This is a genomic window from Hyalangium versicolor (genome assembly GCF_020103695.1).
Classification (GTDB): Bacteria; Myxococcota; Myxococcia; order Myxococcales; family Myxococcaceae; genus Hyalangium; species Hyalangium versicolor.
Genome location: NZ_JAHXBF010000050.1, coordinates 14,018 through 39,304, shown reverse-complemented (window position 1 = coordinate 39,304; position 25,287 = coordinate 14,018). Strand labels below are relative to the sequence as shown.

Annotated in this window: 26 protein-coding genes; 13 read left to right on the top strand and 13 right to left on the bottom strand. The window is 67.0% G+C overall.

Features of this window, described 5'->3' with window-relative positions:
* Positions 1 to 138: 138 nt before the first annotated feature.
* From KY501_RS50845 to KY501_RS50830, 4 genes are all read left to right on the top strand, one after another.
* Positions 139 to 975 (top strand): 5-deoxy-glucuronate isomerase, encoded by an 837-nt coding sequence (locus tag KY501_RS50845; protein WP_224372829.1) that lies wholly within the window; start codon positions 139 to 141, stop codon positions 973 to 975.
* 1 nt (position 976) lies between these two features.
* On the top strand, positions 977 to 2,830 hold the full coding sequence (gene iolD, locus KY501_RS50840) for a 3D-(3,5/4)-trihydroxycyclohexane-1,2-dione acylhydrolase (decyclizing) (protein WP_224372828.1): 1,854 nt from the start codon (positions 977 to 979) through the stop codon (positions 2,828 to 2,830).
* Positions 2,831 to 2,854: 24 nt separating this feature from the next.
* Positions 2,855 to 3,751 (top strand): myo-inosose-2 dehydratase, encoded by an 897-nt coding sequence (gene iolE / locus KY501_RS50835; RefSeq protein ID WP_224372827.1) that lies wholly within the window; start codon positions 2,855 to 2,857, stop codon positions 3,749 to 3,751.
* A 149-nt stretch (positions 3,752 to 3,900) separates the two neighbouring features.
* Positions 3,901 to 4,959 carry a transaldolase family protein gene (locus KY501_RS50830; RefSeq protein WP_224372826.1) on the top strand — a complete coding sequence of 353 codons (1,059 nt, stop codon included), beginning with the start codon at positions 3,901 to 3,903 and terminating at the stop codon, positions 4,957 to 4,959.
* Positions 4,960 to 4,999: 40 nt separating this feature from the next.
* Here KY501_RS50830 and iolG read toward each other — a convergent pair whose 3' ends face one another.
* Genes iolG through KY501_RS50795 form a run of 7 tightly spaced genes read right to left on the bottom strand, consistent with a single transcriptional unit; the run spans position 5,000 to position 11,841 of the window.
* Positions 5,000 to 5,992, bottom strand: coding sequence for an inositol 2-dehydrogenase (gene iolG, locus KY501_RS50825; RefSeq protein ID WP_224372825.1), 993 nt, complete (start codon positions 5,990 to 5,992; stop codon positions 5,000 to 5,002).
* A gap of 35 nt (positions 5,993 to 6,027) precedes the next feature.
* Complete coding sequence (locus KY501_RS50820) at positions 6,028 to 6,996, bottom strand: hypothetical protein (RefSeq protein WP_224372824.1); 969 nt, start codon at positions 6,994 to 6,996, stop codon at positions 6,028 to 6,030.
* A gap of 20 nt (positions 6,997 to 7,016) precedes the next feature.
* A complete protein-coding gene (locus KY501_RS50815) occupies positions 7,017 to 8,399 on the bottom strand; it encodes a hypothetical protein (RefSeq protein ID WP_224372823.1) in 1,383 nt (460 codons plus the stop codon).
* A gap of 24 nt (positions 8,400 to 8,423) precedes the next feature.
* On the bottom strand, positions 8,424 to 8,981 hold the full coding sequence (locus KY501_RS50810; protein WP_224372822.1) for an NUDIX hydrolase: 558 nt from the start codon (positions 8,979 to 8,981) through the stop codon (positions 8,424 to 8,426).
* 13 nt (positions 8,982 to 8,994) lie between these two features.
* Positions 8,995 to 9,849, bottom strand: a complete 855-nt coding sequence (locus KY501_RS50805) for a SirB1 family protein (protein WP_224372821.1) — start codon at positions 9,847 to 9,849, stop codon at positions 8,995 to 8,997.
* Between the two features lie 52 nt (positions 9,850 to 9,901).
* The gene (locus KY501_RS50800; RefSeq protein WP_224372820.1) at positions 9,902 to 10,180 is read right to left on the bottom strand and encodes a hypothetical protein; all 279 of its coding nucleotides are present in this window, start codon (positions 10,178 to 10,180) and stop codon (positions 9,902 to 9,904) included.
* Positions 10,181 to 10,203: 23 nt separating this feature from the next.
* The gene (locus KY501_RS50795) at positions 10,204 to 11,841 is read right to left on the bottom strand and encodes a YiiX/YebB-like N1pC/P60 family cysteine hydrolase (protein WP_224372819.1); all 1,638 of its coding nucleotides are present in this window, start codon (positions 11,839 to 11,841) and stop codon (positions 10,204 to 10,206) included.
* Between the two features lie 180 nt (positions 11,842 to 12,021).
* On the opposite strand from KY501_RS50795, the gene KY501_RS50790 reads away from it, so the two are divergent.
* From KY501_RS50790 to KY501_RS50765, 6 genes are all read left to right on the top strand, one after another.
* On the top strand, positions 12,022 to 12,339 hold the full coding sequence (locus KY501_RS50790; RefSeq protein ID WP_224372818.1) for a DUF2795 domain-containing protein: 318 nt from the start codon (positions 12,022 to 12,024) through the stop codon (positions 12,337 to 12,339).
* Between the two features lie 59 nt (positions 12,340 to 12,398).
* Entirely contained in the window at positions 12,399 to 13,298 is a 900-nt protein-coding gene (locus tag KY501_RS53805; protein WP_304608732.1) for a hypothetical protein, read from the top strand.
* Positions 13,295 to 13,741, top strand: coding sequence for a CoA-binding protein (locus KY501_RS50780; RefSeq protein WP_224372817.1), 447 nt, complete (start codon positions 13,295 to 13,297; stop codon positions 13,739 to 13,741). Before KY501_RS53805 ends, KY501_RS50780 begins: the two co-directional genes overlap by 4 nt.
* A 45-nt stretch (positions 13,742 to 13,786) precedes the next feature.
* A complete protein-coding gene (locus tag KY501_RS50775) occupies positions 13,787 to 14,017 on the top strand; it encodes an addiction module protein (RefSeq protein ID WP_224372816.1) in 231 nt (76 codons plus the stop codon).
* Positions 13,969 to 14,337, top strand: coding sequence for a type II toxin-antitoxin system RelE/ParE family toxin (locus KY501_RS54505; RefSeq protein WP_224372815.1), 369 nt, complete (start codon positions 13,969 to 13,971; stop codon positions 14,335 to 14,337). The genes KY501_RS50775 and KY501_RS54505 overlap by 49 nt, the downstream gene beginning before the upstream one ends.
* 372 nt (positions 14,338 to 14,709) lie before the next feature.
* Positions 14,710 to 15,591 carry an RNA polymerase factor sigma-32 gene (locus KY501_RS50765; RefSeq protein WP_224372814.1) on the top strand — a complete coding sequence of 294 codons (882 nt, stop codon included), beginning with the start codon at positions 14,710 to 14,712 and terminating at the stop codon, positions 15,589 to 15,591.
* A gap of 50 nt (positions 15,592 to 15,641) precedes the next feature.
* Here the strand turns inward: KY501_RS50765 and KY501_RS50760 are convergent, their stop codons facing one another.
* Both KY501_RS50760 and KY501_RS50755 read right to left on the bottom strand, forming a co-directional pair.
* Positions 15,642 to 16,067 (bottom strand): hypothetical protein, encoded by a 426-nt coding sequence (locus KY501_RS50760; RefSeq protein WP_224372813.1) that lies wholly within the window; start codon positions 16,065 to 16,067, stop codon positions 15,642 to 15,644.
* 154 nt (positions 16,068 to 16,221) lie between these two features.
* A complete protein-coding gene (locus KY501_RS50755) occupies positions 16,222 to 17,091 on the bottom strand; it encodes a patatin-like phospholipase family protein (protein ID WP_224372812.1) in 870 nt (289 codons plus the stop codon).
* Positions 17,092 to 17,189: 98 nt separating this feature from the next.
* Between KY501_RS50755 and KY501_RS50750 the strand changes: the two genes are divergently transcribed.
* The 3 genes from KY501_RS50750 to KY501_RS50740 are packed head-to-tail and all read left to right on the top strand — an operon-like array spanning position 17,190 to position 22,693.
* Positions 17,190 to 18,086, top strand: coding sequence for an ArsR/SmtB family transcription factor (locus tag KY501_RS50750; RefSeq protein WP_224372811.1), 897 nt, complete (start codon positions 17,190 to 17,192; stop codon positions 18,084 to 18,086).
* Entirely contained in the window at positions 18,083 to 21,595 is a 3,513-nt protein-coding gene (metH, locus tag KY501_RS50745; RefSeq protein WP_224372810.1) for a methionine synthase, read from the top strand. Before KY501_RS50750 ends, metH begins: the two co-directional genes overlap by 4 nt.
* A gap of 12 nt (positions 21,596 to 21,607) precedes the next feature.
* Positions 21,608 to 22,693 carry a uroporphyrinogen decarboxylase/cobalamine-independent methonine synthase family protein gene (locus KY501_RS50740; protein WP_224372809.1) on the top strand — a complete coding sequence of 362 codons (1,086 nt, stop codon included), beginning with the start codon at positions 21,608 to 21,610 and terminating at the stop codon, positions 22,691 to 22,693.
* A 6-nt stretch (positions 22,694 to 22,699) separates the two neighbouring features.
* Here the strand turns inward: KY501_RS50740 and KY501_RS50735 are convergent, their stop codons facing one another.
* From KY501_RS50735 to KY501_RS50720, 4 genes are all read right to left on the bottom strand, one after another.
* Positions 22,700 to 22,927 (bottom strand): DUF2934 domain-containing protein, encoded by a 228-nt coding sequence (locus KY501_RS50735; RefSeq protein WP_224372808.1) that lies wholly within the window; start codon positions 22,925 to 22,927, stop codon positions 22,700 to 22,702.
* Between the two features lie 115 nt (positions 22,928 to 23,042).
* Positions 23,043 to 23,225: a hypothetical protein gene (locus KY501_RS50730; RefSeq protein WP_224372807.1), complete on the bottom strand. Its 183-nt coding sequence runs from the start codon at positions 23,223 to 23,225 to the stop codon at positions 23,043 to 23,045.
* A gap of 92 nt (positions 23,226 to 23,317) precedes the next feature.
* Entirely contained in the window at positions 23,318 to 24,445 is a 1,128-nt protein-coding gene (mutY, locus tag KY501_RS50725) for an A/G-specific adenine glycosylase (RefSeq protein ID WP_224372806.1), read from the bottom strand.
* On the bottom strand, positions 24,442 to 25,257 hold the full coding sequence (locus KY501_RS50720; protein ID WP_224372805.1) for an SDR family oxidoreductase: 816 nt from the start codon (positions 25,255 to 25,257) through the stop codon (positions 24,442 to 24,444). Before KY501_RS50720 ends, mutY begins: the two co-directional genes overlap by 4 nt.
* Positions 25,258 to 25,287: the final 30 nt, after the last annotated feature.

The following is a 25,287-nucleotide window of genomic DNA, read 5'->3' as shown; positions in this document are numbered from 1 at the left end:
GGCCCCGTGGAGGTGCGGGTCTTCTGTCGGCCAGGCCACGATCGCCACCCTAGAAGCCCCTGGCCCGCCTCGGAAGGAGAGCGGGGGGGCTGGTAGTTTCTGGGGTGTTCGGAGCGCTCGACCCGCGGAGGAGGAGCCATGGCCGTCAGCACCCACCCGAGTGCGGCCCTCATCACCCGGCACCGAGGGGGATTCCCTCGGGGGCTGACCTGGGTGACGCGAGAGGGGGAGGTCGAGCTGGATACGGGGCTCGATCTGGGCATCCACCGGATGGTGCGCGGCGAGCACATCCAGGAGAGCACCACCAAGGAGACGGCCTGGGTCCTGTTCTCGGGGCAGGCGGAGGTGGAGCTGGAAGGGGCTCGGGCTTCCGTGGCGCGGGCTTCGCTTTTTGAGGAGGCACCCACGGTGGTCCACGTGCCGGCCGGTGCTCGGGTCCGTATCGAGGCCACGAGCCAGGAGCTGGAGTGGGTCGTGGTGTCCGCGACGAATCCCCGGGCGTTCGCTCCACGCATCTTCTTTCCTGCCGATATCCAGGATGAGCTGCGGGGCAAGGGGCTCGTGCAGGGGGCCGCGGTGCGCACGGTGCGCCTGGCCTTCGATGCGAACAACCGTCCCGAGGGGGCGTTCGTCGTCGGCGAGGTGATCAACTATCCCGGCCGTTGGTCGAGCTATCCGCCGCACCACCACGCGCAGACGGAGCTGTACCACTACCGCTTCACGCTGCCGCAGGGCTACGGCCACGCGGAACTCGGCGACGACGTGTACAAGGTGAAGCAGTACGACACGGTGAAGATTCTTGGGGGAGTGGATCACCCGCAGGTCTCCGCGCCGGGGTACGGCATGTATTACCTGTGGGTGGTGCGGCACCAGCCGAACAACCTCTATCGCGGGTTCGAGTTCACCGAGGAGCACCGATGGGTGCTCGACGCCCAGCAGCAAGGGTGGAAGCCGGGCACCGTGGGGGAGCGCTGACATGGCCCAGACCGTTCGCATGACGCTGGCGCAGGCGGTGGTCCGGTTCCTGGAGGCGCAGCGCGTCTCGAGGGATGGCGAGGTGCACCGCTTCTTCCGAGGTGTCTTCGGCATCTTCGGGCACGGCAACGTGACGGGGATCGGTCAGGCGCTCGAGGAGTACGAGGGGCTGCCGTACTTCCAGCCGAAGAACGAGCAGGCCATGGTCCACTCGGCCATCGCCTATGCGAAGTCCCGGCGGCGGCTGTCGACGTTTGCGTGCACGAGCTCCATCGGGCCGGGGGCCACCAACATGGTCACCGGAGCGGCCACGGCCACCATCAACCGGCTGCCCGTGCTGCTGTTGCCCGGAGACATCTTCGCCAACCGGGTGCCTCAGCCGGTGTTGCAGCAGCTCGAGTTTCCGCAGTCCATGGATGTGAGCGTCAATGACTGCTTCCGGCCGGTGTCCCGGTACTGGGATCGCATTCAGCGCCCCGAGCAGATCTTCCATGCGCTGCCCGAGGCCATGCGGGTACTCGCGGATCCTGCGGAGACTGGCGCGGTGACGCTGTGTCTGCCTCAGGATGTGCAATCGGAGGCCTTCGATTGCCCGGTGTCGTTCCTTCAGGAGCGGGTCCACCTCGTCGAGCGCCGACCGTGTGCCCGGGAGCGCATCGAGGAGGCGGCGGCGCTGCTGCGGCGGGCTCGGCGTCCGTTCATCGTCGCGGGCGGTGGGGTTCACTACGCCGCGGCGGAGGAGGCCCTGCGCCGCTTCTGCGATGCGACTGGCATTCCGGTGGGTGTTTCCCAGGCGGGCATGGGGGCTCTGCCGGATGCCCATGGGGCGTGTCTCGGGGCCGTGGGGGTCACGGGGACGGGTGCTGCCAACCGCATCGCTCGGGAGGCGGATGTCGTCCTTACGGTGGGTACCCGCCTGTCGGACTTCACGACGGCCTCGAAGACCCAGTTCCAGGCGGAGGGCGTGCGCTTCATCGCCATCAACGTCAACGCGTTCGATGCCGCCAAGCATGGGGCGGTGCCGCTCGTGGCGGATGCGCGGCTGGTGCTCGAGGAACTGGGGAAGGTGTTGGAGGGTTGGCGTGTCCCGGCGAGCTACGGCGCCGAGATTGTCAAGGCTCGCGAGGAGTGGGCGAAGACCTGCGAGGAGCTGACGCGCTCTCCGGACGGCCGGCTCACTCAGGCAGAGGTCATCCGCGTCCTCAATGACGAGGCGGGGCCGGGCTCCACCATCGTGCACGCGGCGGGTGGTATCCCCGGAGACATCCACAAGCTCTGGCGCTCGAAGGAAGCGGACGACTACCACTCTGAATACGGCTACTCGTGCATGGGCTATGAGGTCGCGGGTGCTCTGGGCGTCAAGCTCGCGCATCCCGAGCGCGAGGTGTACGCGCTGCTGGGCGACGGCAGCTACCTCATGCTGAGCCAGGAGCTGCTGACGTCCATCCAGGAGGGGGCGAAGATCACCCTCGTCCTGCTCGACAACCACGGCTACCAGTGCATCCACAACCTGCAGCGGGGCTCGGGGAGCCGGGGCTTCGGCAATGAGTTTCGTTCGAGGCGGGGAGGGCGCCTGGAGGGTGAACCTCTGGCCGTCGACTTCGTGCAGAACGCTCAGAGTCTGGGGGCCCGGACCTTCACCGCGAAGACGGCGGCGGATCTCTCCCGGGCGCTGCGCGATGCCAGGGCTACGCCGACGAGCTGCCTCATCTACATCCCTCTGGAGTCCAGCGCGGGCCTGCCCGGGACTTCCTGGTGGGACGTGCCCATCGCCGAGGTGAGTCCCTCCTCCTCGGTGCAGGAGAAGCGGCAGGCGTACGAGGAAGCCAAGAAGAAGCAGCGGTTCCATTACTGATGCAGCGCTTGGAGAGGAAGAGCCATGCCCCAAGGCCTCGCGGTGGAGGTGGGCTCCCAGCCCATCAACTGGTGCAACGATGACTTCCGGGATCTCGGCGCGTCCATCACGCTGGAGCAGTGCCTGAGCGAGATGCAGCAGGCCGGCTACGTGGGCACCGAGCTCGGCCATCGGTTCCCTCAGGACGGCGACTCGGTTCGCACGCTACTTGGGAAATATGGGCTGAAGCTGGCCTCCGGGTGGCACAGCACCTTCCTGGCCTCTCGTTCCTATGCCGACGAGGAGAAGTCTTTCGATGCGCATGTGGCTCGGCTCCGGGCCGCGGGTAGCCGCGTGGTGATCGTCGCCGAGTGCACCCATGCCATCCACTCGGATGGTTCGAAGCCTCTGCGGTTCGCGTCGGGGATGGAGTTGCTCGATTCGAGTGCCTGGACGCGCGTGTACGAGGGGCTCGACCGGCTGGCGGAGCGGGCTGCCGCCGAGGGGATGAAGGTGGCCTATCACCCTCACATGGGCACGGTGATCCAGGACCAGCGGGATGTGGATCGGCTGATGGAGCGGACAAAGGTGCTCTCGCTGCTGCTCGACACGGGGCACCTGGCGTTCGCGGGCTCGGATCCGTTCGCGGTGCTGAGAGCCCATGGGCCACGCGTGGTGCACGTGCACCTGAAGAACATCCGCCCGGCGGTGGTGGAGGAGGTTCGGGCGAAGCGGCTCAGCTTCGAGGCTGCCGTGCGCGCGGGGGCCTTCACCGTGCCGGGAGATGGGGGCATCGACTACAAGCCCATTTTCGAGCACCTGGCCAGGTTGGGCTACTCGGGCTGGTGGATCGTCGAGGCCGAGCAGGATCCCGCGAAGGCCAACCCTCTCGAGTACGCGATCCGAGGCCGTCGCTACATCCGAGAGACCGCGGGCGTCTGAGTCCGGTTCCCAGGATGTTGCCCCCACCGAAGGGGGGCTTGGGCGCCGGCTTGCGCCAAACCTGTAGGACTAGCAGACAGGTTCGGACAGACCGCGCACGACAGGGGGACGGATTCCCCTCTTCGGACCCACTCGTGAAAGGAGGAGCCGTGAACGCATCCCGGATGCTGGAGACCGTCGCGCTGGGGACCGAGTTCTGGAACGACTCCTGCGCCCCCCAGGAACTGGCGGAGGCCATCGAGAACGGCGCGGTGGGCGCCACTTCGAACCCGGTCATCGTCGGCGCCGCCGTGAGTGGCGACAAGGCTCGGTGGTTGCCAGTGCTCGACCGGCTGTTGCGCGAACACCCTGGAGACACCGAGGACGATGCGGCCTGGAGGCTCATCGAGGCCGTGGCGAAGGAAGCGGCTGCCTTGCTGGCTCCCATCCACGAGGCAACGAAAGGCCGGCAGGGCTACCTCTGTGTGCAGGTGAGCCCGAAGCTCTACCGCTCGACGGAGCGGATGATCGAGCACGGGCTGGCGCTCGCGGCGCTCGCGCCCAACATCGCCATCAAATGTCCCTCGACGAAGGAGGGCATCGCCGCGATGGAGGAGCTCACGGCCCGAGGCATCAACATCAACGCCACGGTAAGCTTCACCGTGTCGCAGGTGCTCGCCACGGCGGAGGCGGTCGAACGGGGACTGGAGCGGGCGCTTCGAGCGGGTGCTCCCCGGGAGCGGCTCCATCCCTACGTGACGATCATGGTGGGGCGCGTGGATGACCACATGAAGCGGGTGGCGGAGCGGGACTCCGTGCTGATCGATCCGGGGTATCTGAACTGGGCGGGGATCGCGGTGTTCAAGAAGGCGCACCAGCTCTTCGTGCAGCGGAAGTTCAGGAGCACGCTGCTCGCGGCTGCCTATCGCCATCACCTGCACTGGTCGGAGCTCATCGGCCCGGGAGCGATCCAGAGCATCCCCTATGGGTGGTGGAAGCAGTTCAACGGCTCGGATTTAACGCCGAGCAGGACGCTGACCGAGCCCGTGGCGTCGGTGATTGTCGATGCGCTCCACCGGAAGCTGCCGGACTTTCGACGGGCCTATGACGAGGAGGGACTGCGCCCCGAGGAGTTCACGGGGTACGGGGCCTCGGTCCACACGCTGAGGCAGTTCCTGGGTGGGTACCAGCAACTGGCGGAGTGGGTTCGGGACCGGATGCTCGCCTGAACGGTGAAGCGCTCAGGCCCTGCGAGGCCGTGGTGCCCGCTCACTGCGGAATCGGGACGGGCTTGCCTTGCTTGAGGGACTGGAGCGCGGCGTCCGCCAGGACGAGCGCGGCCCGGCCATCGCGGCCTGTGACGAGTGGCTCCGTGCGTCCGGAGGCGACCTCGAGGAAGTGTTCGAGTTCCGCGCGGTAGGCCTCGGGGTAGCGGTCGAGGAAGAAGTGGTACGGCTTGTCGGAGCGCACGGCCTCACCGGTGTAACGGGTGACGGTGGTGGGCAGCGGGTTGGCGGCCTGGAGCATGCCCTTCGAGCCGAAGACTTCGATCCGCTGGTCATAGCCGTAAGCGGCTCGGCGGCTGTTGTCGATGTGGCAGAGGGCTCCACGGCGGGTCTTGAGGATGACCATGGCCGTGTCAATGTCACCGGCCTCGGCGATGGCGGGATCGACCAGACAGGAGCCTGTGGCGAAGACTTCGACGGGCTCCTCGCCCAGGAGGAAGCGAGCCATGTCGAGGTCATGGATCATCATGTCTCGGAAGATGCCGCCGGAGTTGCGGATGTAGGAGACGGGCGGAGGCGCTGGGTCGCGGCTGGTGATCTTGACGATCTCGACATCCCCGGCCTCGCCGCGGCGGACGGCGTCACGCAGGGCGCGGAAGTGAGGGTCAAAGCGGCGATTGAAGCCAAGCACGAGCGGCACGGCGGTGCGGGTGACCTCGGCCAGGCAGGCATCCACCTTGGCGAGATCGAGATCGATCGGCTTCTCGCAGAAGATGGGCAGCTTGCGCTTCGCGGCCTTGAGGATGAGCTCTACATGGGTGTCGGTGGAGGTGCAGATGAAGACGCCCTCCACGGCGGGGTCGGCGAGCACGGCATCGGCATCGGTGGAGGATTTCGCCCCGAAGCGATCGGCCAGAGACTTCGCGGCCTCGGCGTTGACGTCGACGACGGCATGGAGCCGCGCGCGAGGATGATGGTGGATGTTGGCGGCGTGAATCTGGCCAATGCGTCCGGCACCCAGGAGAGCAAGCTTCATGGGGGAAAGAATACCCTGGGGCCTACGGGATTTTCTCAGTGGCGGTCGCGAAGTGTTTGCGCGGCGTCACGAAAGACCTTGGCCAGGGTCGGGTATTCCGGGCTGTGGGCTTCGAGAAAGGCCGCGTCCTCGTGGCGCCCAATCAACCCCAATACGATCGCAGCCGAGATGGATGGATTCGGGAAGGTGGCGCGGATGAGCCTCTGGGCCACTGTGCGTAAGGCTGCGCGAGCGTCATCTGGGAGAGTGGCGAGGAGTCGTTCCCGATCCCTGAGAAGCAGGCTCAGCACACACTCACAATAGGACTCAACCTTGGAGTCCTGGCTCACTTCCTGCGCGCTCAGGCGCTCTGCCGCGGAAATAAACGCAGGAAGGGTCGGCACGAGCGTGTCAGGAACATCCTCCGCGAGTACTGCGAGAGTTTCTGTTTTCTCCTCTAGAGGCACTGTCGAGTCGCAGGCCCATGCACTGAGTTGGTCCGGAGAATTCTCCAGCAGCACGAGCAGTCCATGCAGGCCGTGTGGTGCTGGGAGCGTGAGTTGCTCGAGGCTCCTCCGAACGGGAGCGATCAAATCCGGGTGCCGTTTTCTCCAGAGAGGATGTGCAATCTCGTAGATATCTGGGGGCTCCACGTTGTGAGTCGCCAACCGCTCCAGCCTTCGAACGAGGCTCGTTCGTGCTCCTTCCTCCTGGAGGTGTCCGAGTGCTCGGACGATATCCCCCACGACAGCCTCTCCGTCGTAGTCGTTTCGGGCTTCCTCGATAGCGAGCTGCTGATCCAGTCGCCGGAGACTAGCCGGTCCTCCCAGCTCGCCCAGGCCAAAGGCGGCAGCCTGACGAACGAGTGAATCCGGGGCTTCCAGCATGGCTTCCAGCTCAGCCCGTACCTGTTGGGAGGTCGTGCCGAGCTGTGGAATCAAGGAGCGGACCCGCTCCTCTTCGCCCCACCTGAAGGACTGCACCAGTTCATCGCGGATCCTCGCCACGTCGATTTTGTGTGCCATCTTCCGTCGGGTCCTTGCTGCTACGGAATGCTCACGCCTGGCGGTACATACCGTCTGAGCAGCGTGCCATCCATCAGGTACAACTCGTGGATGGCTCGTTTGTCCATCCGAACCATGGCCTCGAAGGCCTCAAGTTCGCGAGTGAGATCTCGTGGGTTCGAGACGTAATTGGTGTTGTGCCGTACTCCATCTGGCCTCAGCGACGACGCATCGGGTCTGCGAGATTGGGGGCTGTGCCCTGGTTCTTGCTCGTAGAGAGCTCGTCCCGCAGCATTCAATTGTGTCTTGTTCTTTCGTAGCTGGGTGTGGCCAGCCTTCTCCCGGGCAGCGAGTTCTTTCTCGATGGCTTCATTGTGAGCCGGGTTTTGCTCTGTATGAGGAGGGCCATACCGGGTGGAGAGTTTCGCGCTGTTGCCCGAGCCCCCGTTTCCGCCATTCATGGTCGAGCAGAGGGCCAGGCCGCCGCAGAGGCGTGAGGCCACTTCTCCCGTCGCCACACCACTGAGAATGAGACTGCCGTCTGCCACCACCTGGGCCGTGGCTGCAGCCTGCACGGCCAATCCTCCCTCCACGGCATAGAGGGGCTCTCCCATGAGAGCGCCCAGTCCTCCTGGAGGCAGGGTGGGGGCTGTCTTGGCCACGCCCATGCTGGCGACCATCACCAGCACGCGCAGCAGCGTACCGCCCATGGCCTTGCCGAAGTGCGCTGAGGCTGCCTCCAGTTCCTGCGGCGTCCTGGCGGCTTCGGATTCGCGGTAGAGGCGCAGGCAGGCCAGAGCCAGATTCACCACCTCCATCATCCCCACGGTGATGGCGAGCGCCGCAGTGAGCGTGACGGCGAAGGCCTTGGAGAAGAGGGGCTCGGGCACCAGCCATGCGCCGAAGTACACCGCCACCGAGAGGACTACGCTGGTCAGGAACACCGGCGAGCTGAACAGCTCTCGGGCCGCTTCGTGCACGCCCTGCCCCATGTAGCGTGGGGACAGCTTCAGGGCCTGGTAGAGGCGGCTGTGCTCCTGGTCTTCAGGGAGTGGCAGCAGCGCTCGGCCAAAGCGGGAGAGGAATTGCTCCCGCAAGTATTGCTGCCATGCCCCGCCGCTCTCCTCGCCCAGCAGCCGGAGCTTCGTCGGTGGGAGGATTCGAATCTCAGGCCTGTCTGCCAGCACGGCCGAGTGGAAGACGGTGAGCGCGGCCTGTGCCTCCTCCACGCTGAGCACCTCCATGCGTGTATCGGGCACCACTGGCTCGAAGGAGAGCCGCACGCGGCCTGCCGACAGCGGGCTTACGCTCACCGCGCGAGCCTGTGACCCTGAGGCGGCACTGTCCCGAGTTGTGGCGCAGGCGGCCACGAAGCCGAGGCTCAACACCAGCGCCAGGCGCACCACAGAGGAGGCTCCGCTCATGCGCCCAGCATGCAGGATTCCCCGCTACCTGGCACTCTCGGCCCGCAGCCGCTCCAGGAAGAAGGCCACCACCACCAGTGAGTGGGTGATCTTCCCCTCCAGAATCAACCGCGGCACCTCCGCGCGCGGCCACAGCTCCACGGCAATGTCCTCACCGTGGTCCTGCTGTCCCTCGTGCCGCTTCACGCAGTCCAGCGCGAGGAACGAATGGCACCGGTTCCCCTGCAACGCAGGATTCGGATGCACCGAGCCCAGCGGCACCACCCGGCCCGCCACGTAGCCCGTTTCCTCCTCCAGCTCCCGCGCCGCCGCCTGCGCCGGATCCTCCCCGCGCTCCACCAGCCCGCCCGGAATCTCCAGCGTGTTCTCCTGAATGCCAAACCGGTACTGCCGGATCAGCACCAGTTGATCCTCCGGCGTCACCGCGATGATGTTGCACCACTCCGGTGTGTCGATGAACACGCGCGGATACTCGTGCTGCGTGCGCGGATCCGCGTACACGTCCGTGCGCACCTTCAAGATGTGGTAGTCGAGCTCGAGCCCCCGGCGCAGCCGCGGCCAGGGACGGGGGGACTGGGACACAACGCCTCCATGCTCAGTTCAGGTTCGCCAGCCGCTCGCGCAGCTCCTTCGCCATCAACTCCAACCGCTCGCGATCCGGAGCCTCCGGCGACAACTCCAGGCACCGCTCCACATCCTTGAGCCCCGCCCGGAACGCTCCCACCTTCGTCAGCAGCACCGCCCGCGTGCGCAACTCGCCCGGGTGGTCCGGTGCTAGCATCAACAGCAGATCCACCACCGCCAGTGCCCGCTCCGCGTCCTCGCGCTCCAGGTACACCCGCTTGAGGTTCGACAGCATCCGGTAGGTGATGAGCTCCACCGGCGCCGGCGTCAGCTTCGCCGGATCGAACCGCAGCTGTGGCGCCACCCGCTTGAGCAGCTCCTCGCAGCCCGTCTCCGTGAGGATGTCCCCGTTGTGGAACGGATCGATGACCAGCTTGTGCCCCCCGGTGTTGCACGCCACCAGGAAGTGCCCTGGGAAGGCCACCCCGTACAACGGAATGCCCGCCCGCCGCGCCACCTCCAGGTACACCACCGAGAGCGTGATGGGCAGCCCCACCTTGTGCTCCAGCACATGGTCCAGGAAGCTGTTCTCCGGCGAGTAGTACTCCCGCTCGTTGCCGCGGAAGCCTTCAATGTCCGCCAGCACATGCCTCAGCGCCTGCAGCCGCGCCAACGAAGGGTTCTCCTCCATCTGGCGTTCCACCTCCACCTGCACCCGGGCCGCCAGCGCATCCAGCGTGTGCAGACAGGCGGGGGCGTCCAGCGAGGGGTTGGACAGCGTGGCAATCGCCAGTGCCGCCAGATCCAGTCGAGGCGGATCCGCGGCGAGCGCCGACACGAGCCGCTCCCGGGCGAGCGGGGAGCCGAATCCAGAGGGAAAGTTCACGAGCAAGGACTAACCCACCCGAGGACGAACGGCAAAGGCAGGCGACTGCCTGTCAGGGTGCCTGGGGGGGACGGGCCGGGAGACGGCCCTTGATTTCCGCCCGGAGGGCCATCTGCGCCGAGATGAGCCCTGCCAGGATGCCATCCTCGTACTCGAACGTCGGATGTTCCTTGAGTTCCGGGAAGTCATGCGCATTGCGAAGATCCTCGGGGCCAATGTTGGGCACGGCCTCACGGGCCAGCCGCATCACCTTGGCCTGCTGCTGGGCAATCATCCGCTCGAAGAGCGGGTGGGCAAGCTCCAGCATCTCCAGGGCTGTCTCTTCCTTCATACCAGCTGCCTCGCTGCGCCCGGCTACTTCTGGGCGATGTCCCACTTCATCCGCTCGTAGCTCTTCCGGAAGGTGAGCGCCTCCCTCTCGATAGCACCCTGCTTGTCCTCGCGCCCGTCCAGGAACGCCACGAAGTCCAGTTGCCGGTCCGGCTTGTCGTACTCCTGGTCGAACAGCTTGACGAGCTCGTTGGCGGGCAGGGTGCGCCGGCCGGCCACGTTTACCAGCTCGACGCGCAGGCCCTTCACCTCGGTGGAGGGAGCGTAGGACTTGTACACGAGCTCCGTGCACACCAGCGTCGAGTCCGAGAAGAAGTCGAAGTCGAAGTCATAAGGTCGCCCCTGGTACTTGAATGCCCGGGCGATCGCCTGGGCCTTGTCCTTCTTGGAGAGCCTCGGCCGCATGACGCCCATGTAGTCCACGTGGAAGGCGTGCTCCGGCCCGGTGAAGGACACGCCCTCGCTGATGGCCTCGATGACGCGGATGGCGTCCCCGTGCGAGTCCTTGCCCGTGTACTCGGTCCACTTGGCCGGGAAGGTGCTCGCCAGGTACTCGCCCAGCGTCTTCGGCTGGCCGGGCAGGGTGGCCAGCCAGCCCTTCACCTCCTCATCCGAGTCGAAGTAGGCCTTCCACATGTCCGGTGTGCCCACGTACAGCTCGGCGTGCGGCCAGAAGCCCGGCAGGCCGATGTTGGACAGGTACCAGTTCTGCCGCACCACGACGATGTCCCCGGGCTCCATCTTCTCCATCACGCGGTCCACCTGCTCGCGGCTGATGAGCGGCTTGCCGATGCGGTGCACCTTGGTGTCTCCCATCCACTCGGCCACGGACTTCTGCACGGGGAAGATGGCGCGCGCGGTGGTGTCCGTCACGATGTCCTTGGCCGCCGTGGTGAAGTACGAGGGACCGCGCTTGAGCAGCTTGCCTCGGGCCACCTTGGAGTTGAGCTTCATCTCCTGGAGGACCCAAGGCGTCAGCTGGAAGTTCAGCGCGCCCGACTTGGACAGCACCGGTTTGATCTGCTCGCGGTAGGTGTCTCCGGTGAAGAGCTGCGTGGCGGTGGCCACGTGGATGACCTTCTCCTTGAAGCGGGCGAAGGCGCGCGCGGGGATGCCGTAGTCCGGCGAGGGCTCGTCCAGGAGCACCTCGAGCTGCTTGCGCCCGTTGGTGAGCTCCGCGTACGTGAGCCCGTGCGCGAGGATGGTGGTGAGCGCCCCGTGCGTGAGCAGGAAGCCCCAGGCGTGCTTCTTCGGCTGGGTGAGCGCCGGCACCTTCACGAAGTCCCAGTAGCGCTGGCGGATCACCTCCGTGGAGGCGAAGTAGTCGAAGAAGGCCGCCCACGTGGACAGCAGCGTCTGCTTCTGCTCGGGCGTGTAGGGGGTGTCCTGCTTCTGGTTGTAGAGCGCCAGGTTCTTTTGGATCTGATCCTGCAGTCCGCGCAGGCCGTTGGCGTAGCGCTGGAGCGACTGCAAATCCTGCTCGGCCTGGGCCACGAAGGAGGCGTCATCCCAGTCGTAGATGTTGGCGGCATCCGCCACGGGGGCCGGCACCGGAGCGGTGGCCTCCGTCGGAGCCGGAGCGGGCGCTGTGGCGGGTTGGGCTTGGGTGGGAGGCGTGCTGGCGAGCGTGAGCTGGGCCAGGAGCAGGGAGGTGGCGAGCATCGAGTCTCCAGGGGAGGAGGCAGCGGCGAGCAATCTACCTCGGAGTGGCCCTGGGACGGTTGCCTGCCTGGCCTGTGAGCGGTGCGGGCCGTGCCGCCCCGGGTGGTCGCAGGCAGGGAGCATCCCCAGGTTCAAGGAAAGGGCCCGGATGGCAAACCCGGGCAGAAAGGCAGAGAGACGATGGCTTACGGACAGGCGGAGAACCCGGCGCTGTCGATCCCCACCCACCTGGACGCCGTGGAGTATCCGGTGTGGCGTGAGCAGCTCGTGAGGGCCGCCGGGGACAATGGCGCGGACGTCGACGTCATCAACGTCCTCAAGTGCCTGCCGCGCTCGCGCTACGAGTCCAAGGAGGAAGTGATGAGGGATCTCGCGGAGGCGGCTCGGAGGTTCGCCACCGGAGGCCTCCGGGATGACGACGGGGTGGTGAGAGACCGGAGGAACATCGGCCGGGACATGGTGGAGAACGCTCCGGCGGGGCATACCCGTCATCCTTGAGCAGAGACGGTGGAAGAGGCTCGCGAGCGCTGGCGGTTTCTGCCAGCGTTCGCGGCCGTATGCGCGTCCGAAGACTGTCCTGGTTCTGCTGTGCCGTGATGCTGGCTGCCTGCTCCAAGCCCGCCTCCTCGTTGGTGCCCGAAGCGGGAGCTCCCCCTCCCGTGCGGTTGGACTTCCGGCCCCCGGTGGATCGCGCCATGACGGAGCGGGTGCGGAGCACTCGGACGGTGGAGCAGGGGGGCGCGCGGCAGTCCGAGGAAGTGGAGATGACCACCGTGACGCGCTTCACGCCGGCCGAGAACGGATGGCAACTGGCCCAGGCGGTGACGCAGGCGCGGATGACGCGAGGCGGCACGCCGGTGGAGACGGTGGTGGATGACGTGCTCACGCGTTTTCCGCTGCGGGTGCGGCTGGCGGCGGATGGAGCCTTCGTGAAGGTGCTCAACGCGGACGAGGGGGCGAAGGCGCTGCGTCAGGTGGTGCCGGCGGGGCAGCAGGCCGGAGCGCTGGAGTCCTTCTTCTCGGCGGACTCGGTGGAGTCACGGGCGCGCCGGGAGTGGGAGGCGAAGTACGGCGGGTTGTTTCAGCGCAACCTCACGGTGGGGCAGCACACCTGGGCGGTGGAGGGGTTCTCCGCGGGGGACAGCCAGGTGTTCTATGTGCTGGAGCGCACGGTGACGGGGACGGAGCTGACGGACCAGGGGGATGCGCTGGTGCTGGGGCTGAAGTGCCTGGACGCGGTGCCGGAGGATGCACCGGCGGAGTTGCGCGAGGTGTTGGAGGAGGCGGGGAGCCCGGGGTTGACGCCGGGGGTGACGTGCGAGGGCGAGCAGGTGGTGGCACGGGGGTACTTCGTGCCGATGCGGCGCACGCTAACGGTGCACGCGAAGGTGGGCGACGCTACATGGACGCTCGCGACACAGACGAAGCTGGAGATGCTGGAGGAGCCGCGGCGATGAACTTCCAGGACAACTTGATCGAGGACGAGTCGGGTGTGGAGAAGGTGGTGAGGGGCTCGAAGCGGGTGGCGGTGCTGGGCATCAAGACGGAGCAGCAGTCGGGGCAGCCGGCCTTCTACGTGGCGGACTACCTGGCGAGGGCAGGGGTGGAGGTGGTCCCGGTGCCCGTCTACTACCCGGACGTGACGCACATCCTGGGCAAGCCGGTGTACCGGAGGCTGGTGGATATCCCTGGGGAGATCGACTTGGTGGATGTGTTCCGGCGGCCGCAGGACATCGACCAGCACGTGGAAGACATCATCGCGAAGAAGCCGAAGGTGGTGTGGTTCCAGTCGGGCATCCGCAACGACGCGGCGGCCGAGAAGCTGGCGAAGGCCGGCATCCAGGTGGTCCAGGACCGATGCCTGATGGTGGAGCACCGGCGGCATTCGATCCGGGGGTGAGGCCCTGGGCCTCATGGTGCTCGCAGATGCGATAGACTTCCGCTGATGGCCACGAAGGACGAACTGCTCTCGGATGTGCTCAAGCTCCCTGTCCAGGAGCGTGCGGAGCTCGCGCACAAGTTGCTTCTCAGCCTGGAGGCAGAGGAAGTGGGGGGGGAATCTGCCTGGGAGGAGGAGCTCGATCGTCGGGCCCGAGAGGTTATCGACGGTGCCGTGAAGACCGTCCCATGGTCGGAGGTCGAAGCGCGCGTCAGCGCTCGGCTCAAGCAGCGTTGAAGGTCCACGTCGAGTTTCATCCAGCGGCGGACAAGGAAGTGGACGCGGCCGTCGAGTGGTACGAAGTGCAACTCAGCGGTCTCGGGGCTGAGTTCTTCGCTGAACTTGGCCGTGCCCTGGGGATGCTCACGGAGTCTCCTCGCTCATGGCCTCTCTGGCCCGGGGCCCGCACAGAATCATTGGGTATCCGGCGCTTCCTTATGAGACGGTTTCCGTTTGCGCTGCCCTACCTTGTGGTCGAGGAACGGATAATCGTTCTGGCGGTTGCGCATGTTCGCCGCCGCCCAGGGTACTGGCTCCGGCGGATCCCGGTTCTCTGAGGTGAGGGTGCACAGCACGGCACCGGAGCTCTCCTACAGGCCAGTTTGCACCGATGGGGTTGTCTGAACGTTCAGGCAGCCCAGGCTGAGCGTTCATGTGGGGCCAGGGACGTAAGCCCGCTCAGTAGCCCCAGGATTTCAGCCTTGCGCTGATCCTACGACATCACCACACCGGAATTCGTGCAACAGGGCCTAGGGGGCAGGCCTGAAAAACTTACTCCCTTTCCTCCCTAATCATGCACGGGTTTGCTTGCAAGTGGCTGTAATTCCTAGGGCTGGGCTGAACTCGGGCGTTGGCTTCCGCCTTGCTTAAGGGAAAGGGCACGCGGTTCCGGCGCAGTTCCCAGCACTCCTTGCCCCCGAGGATTCACCATGCAGGCCACCTCTTCCCTGTCCTCCCCTGACTCCCTCTCCACCTACCTCGCCGAGATCAGCAAGTACCCGCTGCTCACCGTGCAGCAGGAGCAGGAGCTGGCGCGGCGCTTCCGCCAGGGCGACTACCAGGCGGGCCACCAGCTGGTGACGGCCAACCTCCGCTTCGCCGTGAAGGTTTCCTACGAGTACCGCTCCTACGGCATCAAGGTGAGCGACCTCATCCAGGAGGCCAACATCGGTCTGATGAAGGCCGTGCAGAAGTTCGACCCCGACAAGGGCATCCGCCTCATCTCCTACGCGGTGTGGTGGATCCGCGCTTACATCCAGAACTACATCCTCAAGTCCTGGTCGCTGGTGAAGCTCGGCACGACCCAGGCTCAGCGCAAGCTGTTCTTCGCGCTGGCTCGCACCCGCCGTGAGCTGGAGAAGCTTGGGGGCGAGGGCAACATCGTCGACGCCGAGGAGATTGCTCGCAAGCTGAACGTCAAGGCCACGGACGTGCGCGAGATGGAGCAGCGCATGGGCGGTCGCGACTTGTCGCTCGACGCCCCCATCGGCGAGGAGGGTGACTCCACGCACCTGGACTTCGTGGAGTCCGAGGGCGTCTCCCAGGTGGATGAGGTGGCCGACCGTCAGGAGGCCGACATCACCCGCACCCGCGTCCGCCAGGCCCTGCAGCGGCTGGATCCCCGCGAGCGCTTCATCATCGAGCAGCGCATCATGGGTGACTCGGAGATGACCCTCAGCGAGCTGGGCGAGCACTTCGGTTTCTCGCGTGAGCGCGCCCGCCAGCTGGAGATCCGCGCCAAGGACAAGCTCAAGGCCGCCCTCGCCGAGCTGATGGCTGAGGAGAACCAGGGCCAGTTCGCCACGCTGTAATTTCTGACGCGCATCCCCAGCGCGTGCTGTCCGCCCGCGCTTTGGATGGGTTACTGCCCTTGAATGGCCAGGATGCGCCACCCGCGTACATCAATTGCGTAGGTGGCGCCCAGGTCGAGGACAGGGGCAGAGCCGAAGTCACATTCGTGAGGGCTGGGAACGATACTGACGAAGATGATGCCTTCGGGGCCTGGAGCCGTGATCGCGTCATAGGCTTCGCGCCGGTACAGGCAGAGCTCTAATGGGCTGGCTCCCTCGTGAGGCCGGGTGTCCCAGGGCAGGAAGTCATCCATGGCAAGTTGGACGGCTCTGAGAATGTTGCCACGGATGATTTGCCGCTCCTGCTCTGGAAGTCCCAGGGGAAACTGGACCTGAGCCGCTTCCTCAGGAGGGGCATGGACAGGGCGTGGTGGCCGCCGGAAGAGTGCGCAGCCCGGCAAAAGAGAACATAGCAACAGCACGAGCACGTGCTTCATGGCTCCTCCTGTGTGGCTGCCAGCGTGGGAGTGAGCCCCCTGCCTGCCGAGAGATGAGCCGAGAGCGGTTGGCGTCATGGGGTAGGGGTAATGATGCCGTACTCTTCTCAGGTCCAAACCGGTCCTCGTCCGGTCGCCGTGCCGGGTTCCCGTTTCAAGCCTCCTCGAAACGCTGAGGAGGCCGTGCCAGCGCGCGCTCCGCGGAGAGCCGCGCCTGATCGAGCGCATCGAAGCCGCGCTCCAGCGTGGTGGGAGTCACCGGCGGCAGGTTCGAGGTGACGACGTACACAGGCACCTTCCGCGACTCGAGGATGCTCAACTGCAGGCGGAAGTGATCGTGCCGCAGCGCTGCCGAGGCCGTCGCCAATCCCTGCGCGTATACCAGTGGGCCGCCCAGCACCTTGCGCGTCCGGCTGGGCAGGAAGTGCACCAGGATCGCATCCAGGTCCTTGCCGATGGCGCTCTCACTCAGTGCCAGTGCCGGCGCCTTGTCCACCAGCCCGCCATCCCAGTAGTGGCTGTTGTCGATGGGGACCGCCCGGAACAATCCCGGGTACGCGCACGTGGCGTGGACGCGCGGCGCCAACTCTCCCGAGGTGAACACCTCGTGCGTTCCCTCCGTGAGGTTCGCCGCCACCAGCAGCAGCGGGTGGGGCAGATCCTCGAAGGTTGGCACCGGCAGGTAGTCCTCCAGCAGCTTGCGGAAGCGCTCGCCCTTGAGCAGCCCCGTGAAGCCGTGCCCGCGCCGCACCTCCTTCACCGCGCCAATCGGATCCGGATCCCAGAAGTTCTTCCGCGTCTGCTTCAGCATCAATTCTTCCAGCTTCGGGATGGGCATGTCCGCCGCGGCGAATGCCGCGACCATGCCGCCCGCGGACGTGCCGGCGTAGGCCGCCGGTTTGATGCCTGCGGCCGTCAGCCCCTTGAGGAAGCCGGTGTGCCCATAGAAGCCGAAGTAGCCCGCCGAGAGGACGAGCCCGATGCGCTTGCCTTCGAGGTGTTGGAACAGGGTGGGAGAGGGCATGGCGCCCACATAGACGAGGAGCGACCAGGGGGGCAACGCAATGCGTCGGGAAAGCGCTTGGCCATGCCTCGGGAATCGACATATGTTGATGCACCGATATGGACACGCTCTCCCAGTCCTTTCGCGTCCTTGGCGATGCGACACGGCTGCGGATCCTTCGCCTCGTGGCGCAGGCCCCGCTGAACGTGACGGAGCTCGTGTCCCTGGTGGGCGTCGCCCAATCCTCCGTGTCCCATCACCTCGGCAAGCTCAAGGGGCTGGGGCTCATCCGCGAGGAGCGGCAGGCCGGCTACAGCTACTACTCGCTCGCTCTGGATGGAGAGGATGCGCGCTGGCCGCTGATCCGCCTCGCCCAGGAGGCAGATGATGAGGCCGGAGACTCGGCGCGGCTGAAGGACTTGCTGCGCGCACGAGAGGATCGCCAGGCCCTCAACGAGCGCCTGCTGGAGCCCGGCCAGTCCTGGTTCCTCTGGGCCGGGGCGCTCGCGTCGCTGCTGCCGCCGCTGGATGTGGCGGATTTCGGCTGTGGCACGGGCACGCTGTCCGTGGCCATCTCCCGTTGGGCCCGCCGCGTCTGGGCCATCGATCAGAACCCCGAGACGCTCCAGCAGGCCAAGGCGCGTGCCGCTCGCGAGGGCCGCACCAACATCCAGTTCCTGTGCGAGGACCTGCACCGCCTCTCCCTGCCGAGCGGGGAAAGGGATCTCGTCGTCATCTCGCAGAGCCTGCACCACGTGGAGTCTCCCGCGGCGGTGCTGACGGAGGCCGCGCGGCTGCTCAAGCCGGGCGGCAAGGTGGTGGTGCTGGAGTTGATGCCGCACGAAGAGCGCTGGGTGCTCGAGCGGCTGGGCCACAAGCATCTGGGCTTCGCGCCCGAGTTCCTCGAAGCGGCGCTCGAAGAGGCCGGTTTCCAATCCATCACCCGCGAGGCCCACGCGAGAGATGGAGCCAGTCCGTTCCGTGTCTTCCTCCTCACCGGAGTCAAACCCGTATGAGCCACCTGCCTGCCCCCCTGCCGCCGCCCTCCGGTGAAAACGGCCGCCGTGTCGAGGCCCTTCGCTCCGCCATGCGCGAGCGCATCCTTGTGCTGGACGGTGCCATGGGCACGCTCATCCAGGCACGGGATCTCAAGGCCGCGGACTTTGGCGGCGCCGAGTACGAGGGCTGCAACGAGCACCTGGTCCTCACCCGGCCGGACGTCATCGAGAAGATCCACGCGGACTACTTCGCCGCGGGCGCGGACGTGACGGAGACGGACAGCTTCGGCGGCACACCGCTGGTGCTCAATGAGTTCGGTCTGGGGCACAAGGCGCTGGAGATCAACGCCGCGGCCTCACGGGTGGCGCGCAAGGCGGCCGAGGAGGCCGAGGCGAAGGACGGGCGGATGCGCTGGGTGGCGGGCTCCATCGGCCCCACCACCAAGGCCATCTCGGTGACGGGCGGCATCACCTTCGACGAACTGGTGGAGCACTTCGCGGTGCAGGCCGAGGGCCTCACCATCGGCGGCTCGGACTACCTGCTGGTGGAGACATGCCAGGACACGCGCAACATCAAGGCGGCCCTGCTGGGCATCCAGCGCGCGTTCCGGAAGTTGGGCTGGGCCATCCCCGTGGCGGTGTCCGGCACCATCGAGCCCATGGGCACCATGCTCGCGGGCCAGTCCGTGGAGAGCCTGGCCGCGTCCCTGGAGCACGTGGAGTTGCTCTACCTGGGCCTCAACTGCGCCACCGGTCCCGAGTTCATGACGGACCATCTCCGCTCGCTGTCCAGCATGAGCTCCTTCGCGGTGTCCTGCGTGCCCAACGCGGGCCTGCCGGACGAGAACGGGCACTATCTGGAGACGCCGGAGATGCTGGCCCGCTCGCTGCGGCGCTTCTGCGAGCACGGGTGGCTCAATGTGGTGGGCGGCTGTTGCGGCACGCAGATGGGTCACATCCGCGCCATCGCGGACGCGGTGAAGGGGCTCAAGCCGCGCAGCTCCACGGTGCTGCCTCGCTCCACGCTGTCCGGCGTGGACTACCTGGAGGTCAAGGATGACGAGCGTCCCCTCATCGTCGGCGAGCGCACCAATGTCATCGGCAGCAAGAAGTTCAAGGAGCTCATCGTCGCCGGGAAGATTGACGACGCCACGGAGGTCGCCCGCGCCCAGGTGAAGCGCGGCGCCCAGGTCATCGACGTGTGTCTGGCCAACCCGGACCGCGACGAGCTGGACGACATGCGCCAGTTCCTGGAAGTGGTCGTCAAGAAGGTGCGCGTGCCGTTGATGATCGACTCGACGGACGAGAAGGTCATCGCCATGGCGCTCACGTACAGCCAGGGCAAGGCCATCATCAACTCGGTCAACCTGGAGGATGGCGAGGAGCGCTTCGAGAAGGTGGTGCCCCTGGCTCGCAAGTTCGGCGCGGCGCTCGTGGTGGGCTGCATCGACGAGAAGGGCATGGCCGTCAACCGCCAGCGCAAGCTCGAGGTGGCCGAGCGCTCCTTCGAGCTGCTCACGCAGAAGTACGGGATGAAGGCTGAGGATCTCTATTTCGATCCGCTGGTGTTCCCGTGCGCCTCGGGCGACGTGCAGTACACGGGCAGCGCGGTGGAGACCATCGAGGGCGTGCGCCTCATCAAGCAGCGCTTCCCCAAGTGCAAGACAGTGCTGGGCATCTCCAACGTGTCCTTCGGCCTGCCCACCGCCGGCCGCGAGGTGCTCAACTCCGTGTTCCTCTACCACTGCGTCCAGGCCGGTCTGGACATGGCGCTGGTGAACTCGGAGAAGCTCGAGCGCTACCCGTCGCTGCCCGCCGAGGAGCGCAAGCTCTCCGAGGATCTCCTCTACAACCGGGGCGCGGATCCCTTGACGCCCTTCGCCGCGCACTTCCGCGAGCGCAAGGTGCAGAAGGCGGCCACCAGCTCGCTTCCGCTCGAAGAGCGGCTGCAGCGCTACATCATCGAGGGCACGCGTGACGGCCTCTTCGCCGATCTGGACCTGGCGATGGAGAAGTACCCGCCGCTGGAGATCATCAACGGCCCGCTGATGAAGGGCATGGACGAGGTGGGGCGGCTCTTCGGCGCCAACGAGCTGATCGTCGCGGAGGTGCTCCAGAGCGCCGAGTCCATGAAGGCCGCGGTGACCCACCTGGAGCCGAAGATGAGCAAGGGGCAGGCGGCCTCGCGCGGCAAGGTGGTGCTCGCCACGGTGAAGGGCGACGTGCACGACATTGGCAAGAACCTGGTGGAGATCATCTTCGCCAACAACGGCTTCCAGGTGGTGAACCTGGGCATCAAGGTGCCGCCCGAGCAGCTCGTGCTCGCGGTGAAGGAGCACCATCCGGACATCCTCGGCCTGTCCGGCTTGCTGGTGAAGAGCGCGCACCAGATGGTGGCCACCGCGGAAGACTTGAAGCGCGCGGGCGTGGATCTGCCCATCCTCGTGGGCGGCGCGGCGCTCAGCCGCAATTTCGTGGATCGGCAGATCGCCCCCGCGTACCAGGGCACCGTGGCCTACGCGCAGGACGCGATGACCGGGCTGGAGCTGGCCAAGCAGATCGTCAACCCGTCCTCCCACGAGAAGCTCAAGGAGGAGCTGGCCGCGCGCCGCCTGAAGCTCGCCCAGGAGGTGAAGGAGCGCCCCAAGGCCGCCGCCCCGGTGGCGAACTCCAAGCGCAGCAAGGAAGTCTCCATCCTGGAGAAGGTGCCTCCCGCGCCAGACTACGAGCGGCACGTGCTGACGAACACGCCGCTGGACCACATCTGGAAGTTCATCAACCCCGTCATGCTGTACGGGCGGCACCTGGGCCTGCGCACGGCGTCTCGCGCGCTGGGCACTCCGGCCGAGGCGGAGCTGGCCAAGACGGAGGAGGGCCGCAAGGCGCTGGAGCTGAAGGAGGCCGTCGAGGGCATCAAGGACTTCCTGCGCGGCGGGGTGATGCAGGCGCGCGCCGTCTTCCAGTTCTTCAAGGCCGGCAGCGACGGCAACCGCGTGCTGCTCTTCGACGGGCTCACCGGAGCGCAGGCCGCCGTGTTCGAGTTCCCCCGCCAGGAGAAGGAGGACGGCCTGTGCCTGGCGGACTACGTGCTGCCACTGGACGGAGGCGTGCCGAGGGACCACCTGGCCATGTTCGTCACCACGGCGGGCAGGGGCATCCGCGAGGTGTCCGAGGAGTTCAAGGCCAAGGGCGAGTTTCTCAAGATGCACGCCGTGCAGGCGCTGGCGCTGGAGACGGCCGAGGCCTACGCGGAGCTGCTGCACACCCAACTGCGCAACATGTGGGGCTTCCCGGACAAGCCGGACATCACCATGCTGGAGCGCTTCCGCGCCGAGTACGAGGGCAAGCGCTACTCCTTCGGCTACCCGGCGTGCCCCAGGCTGGAGGACCAGTCGATCCTCTTCGCCGCACTGCGTCCAGAGGAGATCGGCGTGCAGCTGACAGATGGCTGCATGATGGAGCCGGAGGCCTCGGTGTCCGCCGTCGTCTTCCATCATCCTCAGGCGCACTACTTCTCGGTGACATAGAGTGCGAGACCTATGAGCGCGCCGATCATTCGCCGTGCCGTTCAGCTCCTCCCCTCCTGCGCCAGCACGGGCATCGGGAGCATGCCGCATACGCAAGTGGAGATGGGGCTCCAGGCCGCTCTGGCGCTGGACATCCCCTTTCTTCCCCAGTTGCCGCTGCGCCACCCCTCCGAGTTCATGATCCCCTCGGCCATCGAGGGCCTGCCGGGCCTGAGCTTCGACGAGGATGGCATCTGCACGGTGGACCTGGCGCAGTGGGAAGCCGGCCGCCAGGCCTTCGAGAAGCGGCTGGATGAGGCGCTGGCCTCCGGGCAGCTCGATGCCTTCGAGCCCACGCCCGAGGGCTGCCGCGCGTGGCGCCCCTTCCTGTGGGAGGTGGAGAACCGCAAGCTGGCGCTGACCAAGGCGCAGATCGCCGGCCCCTTCACCGTGCTCTCGGTGGCGCGCACCCGCGAGGGGACTCCCACGCTGGAGGTGCCCGGCCTGGACAAGGCCCTGTACCGGCTGGTGATGGCGCGCTCGCTGGCCATGGTGAAGGCGCTGCGGCGCACCGGCACCACGCCGCTCTTCTTCCTCGATGAGCCAGGGCTCTACGCCTTCCAGCGCACCCAGACCCGGCACCTGTTGGCACTCCAGGAGCTGAAGCTCCTCGTGCTGGCGCTGCAGCGCGAGGGCGCCCTGGTGGGCATCCACTGCTGCGGCAACACGGACTGGGGCGCGCTGCTGGACGTGCAGCCGGACGTGCTGTCCCTGGACGTGCGCCTGTCCCTGGATGCGATGCTCGAGGAGACCGACGCGCTGGCGCGTTTCCTGGCCTCGGGCTCGACACTGAGCCTGGGCATCGTCCCCACGGATCTCACTTCGACGTATGACGTAGGGGAACTGTCCGACTCGGTGGAGGCCTCACTCAAGGCGGCGCTGCCCAAGAACCGCAGCTTCACCCAGGTGCTGGCCCACATGCTGCTCACGCCCGCCTGCGGACTGGCCATGCGCTCGGTGCAGGATGCGGAGCGGATCCTCGGGGAGCTGCGGACCGCGCAGCGGCGCCTGCACGAGACGCTCGACACCGAGCGCGGTCCGGAGTTCTACGTCATCTGACGGCGGCTACTGCCGGCCGAGAGCCAGTTCGCGCTCGGCCTGATGCCAGTCGTGCTCGGGGTTGCCGGGCTGGCCGCCGCGCGCGAGGAAGATTTCATAGGCGCGGCGGGCGATCTGCTCATGCGCCGGGCCGGTGCGCGCCGGGGCCGGGGCCGCCGTGCTGGGGGTGGTGTTGGGAGCCTTCCCGGTCTCCTTGTCGGAGGGGGTCGTGGTCTTGGCGCTCGTGCGGGCCATGGGTTCTCCAGAGAGGGGGGAAAACAGCCTGCGAACCATCAAGGAAACCGCGCGCGAGGGGAAATCGTGCGCGGTTCCAGGGGTCCTGATGTGAACACGACACCGCAGGTATTGTTCACCCTCCCACATTCGGCAGGTGGCTGTCCGGGCCGGGGAGCTTCCTGAAGGATGCCACCCCGGCGAGCACGAGCACGGTGACGAACCGGGCGGCGAAGAACCCGAACACCAGGTGATAGCCCTGGCTCTGGGGGAGCACGGCGATGCCCACGCACACGATGGCTGCGACGATGATTCCCATGCGGTCCTCCCGAAAAGGAGCTCCAACAGGGAAGAGGGGCCTCACTGGCGAGTCATGCACGGAATTCGCAAGCCACTGCTTCCGGGGACGGATCAGCGGTCCAGCACGCCCGCCTTGACCGCGGCCTCGAGCGCCCGCTGCATGGCGGTGCTCATGCCCAGCCCTTCCGCCTGGGCGGGGGTGCACCAGCGCACCTCGTGGAAGGCCGGAGCGCGGGAGGGGCGCTGGCGGCCGGTGACGCGCAGCAGCCTCAAGGTCAGGGTGCGGTGGGTGAGCTGGCGCTGCACCGTGCCGAGCTCAGCCTTCGCGGTGACGGGCACTCCCAGCGCTTCGGAGAGACGAGTGGCGGCGGTGGCCTCGGGAGCATCGGGTTCCACCTCCACGGCGGGCAGCTCCCACAGTCCTCCGAAGAGCCCCTTCTCCGCACGCCGGGCGAACAGGAGTGTGTCCTCATGGGGCCACACGGCCAGCGCGAGCGTCAGCAGCTTGGGCGCGGCCCGCACCTTGGCGGGAGGCAGCTCATCCACCCGGCCATGCTGGAAGGCCAGGCACGCGGTGCGCACGGGGCACAGCAGGCACAGCGGGCTCTCGGGTCGGCACACCGTGGCGCCGTGCTCCATCAGGGCCTGATTGAGGTCTCCCGGCCTCTCGCCGCGCACCAGCGCACCGGCCAGCTCCCACAGGCGGGCCTCGCGGGCGCGATCTCCGGGGACACCCTCCACTTCGAAGAGGCGGGAGAGGACGCGCGCCACGTTGCCATCCACCAGCGGAGCCTCCTCTCCGAATGCGATGGAGGCCACCGCTCCCGAGGTGTACCGGCCGAAGCCGGGCAGGGTGAGCAGTGCTTCCGCCGTGGAGGGCAGCCGGCCGCCGAAGCGAGCCACCACCTCCTGCGCGGCGCGGTGCAGGTTGCGAGCGCGCGAGTAATACCCCAGCCCCCGCCAGGCGGAGAGCACGTCGTCCAGCGGAGCCCGGGCCAGGGCCTCCACGGTGGGAAAGCGCGCGAGGAACCGCTCCCAGTAGGGGATGACGGTGGCCACCTGGGTCTGCTGGAGCATCACCTCGCTCAGCCAGATGGCGTACGGATCCTTCGTGCGGCGCCAGGGCAGATCCCTGCGCTCGCGGTCGTACCAAGCCAACAGGGGCCCGCGGATGGAGGCCAGCCGTCCCGTATCAGGCGCGGCCTGCGAGGCCAGCGCGGAAGAGGCGCGTTTCCTCATGAGCCCTTCCGCTGGACCATCCGGTCAATCATCCGCCGAGCGACCTGATCGAAGAGCCCCGGCACGAAGCGATTGGCGAGCACCATCACCCGTCCAGGCAGGGTGAGGACGGTATCCCGCCGGTGCTTCCGGCTGGCCTTCACCATGGCCGCGGCCACCTCGTCCGCGCTCATCTGCTTCAAGGGCGAAGGGCTCTGCCGCCAGCCCTGGGCGTGGAGCCGCGTCTGCCGGAACTCGGTCTCCGTGAAGCCCGGGGACACCAGCAGCACGGAGATGCCCTCTGCGGCCAGCTCCGCGCGCAGGGACTCGGTGAGCATGTTCACCGCCGCCTTGGCCGCGCAGTACCCGCCGAGCAGGGGCAGTCCCCGGTGGCCCAGCACGGAGCTGACGTTGACGATCTGCCCTCCCGGGCGACGGCGCAGCAGCGGCAGGGCGGCCTGCGTGACGCGCACCAGCGCGAAGAAGTTCACCTCGAACACCTGGCGCAGCTGCTCCTCGGCCAGCGCCTCCACCGGGCCGAACAGCCCGAGCCCCGCGTTGTTGATGAGAAGGTCCAACCCACCGAAGCGGGCCTCCGCCTCGCGCATCAGCCGGGCCACGTCCTCCGCCTGGGTGATGTCACAGCGGACGGCGAGCGCCTGGGCACCCAGGCCTTCCACCTCGCGCACCACCTCGCGCAGCAGCTCCTCGCGCCGCGCTGCGAGGACCAGATGGGCGCCCTGGGCGGCATAGGCGCGAGCAGCGGCCCGGCCAATCCCGCTCGAGGCGCCGGTGATGAGGACGACACGTCCGACGAAGGCTCCTGAAGGCATGATGCGGTGCACCTTACCTGCCTGGTAGGG